The sequence below is a fragment of the Streptobacillus ratti genome (genome assembly GCF_001891165.1).
Classification (GTDB): Bacteria; Fusobacteriota; Fusobacteriia; order Fusobacteriales; family Leptotrichiaceae; genus Streptobacillus; species Streptobacillus ratti.
The window spans coordinates 1-311 of the sequence record NZ_LKKW01000106.1 but is presented as its reverse complement, the minus strand read 5'-3'; the positions used below and the strand labels follow the sequence as shown (position 1 = coordinate 311).

1 protein-coding gene is annotated in these 311 nt (G+C 67.5%); it reads right to left on the bottom strand.

Annotated elements, in window-relative coordinates; genetic code table 11:
* A partial coding sequence (locus BT993_RS06990; protein WP_143604331.1) for a class I tRNA ligase family protein occupies positions 1 to 311 on the bottom strand: 311 nt, incomplete at both ends.

Below are 311 nucleotides of genomic sequence, written 5' to 3'. Positions count from 1 at the left end.
GTTCGACGAATACCTTGACGACGGCGCGCGACAGCCCTTCGTCCATGGTGAAGCGCTCGCGCGACCAGTCGCAGGATGCGCCGAGGCGCTTGAGCTGGTTGACGATGGTGCCGCCGCTCTCGGCCTTCCACTGCCAGACCCGCTCAAGGAATTTGGCGCGGCCCATGTCGCGCCGTCCCGGCTCCTGCCGTTCCATCAGCTGGCGCTCGACCACCATCTGGGTGGCGATGCCGGCATGATCGGTGCCGGGCTGCCACAGCACGTCGCGGCCACGCATCCGCTCGAAACGGCACAGGATGTCCTGCAGCGTC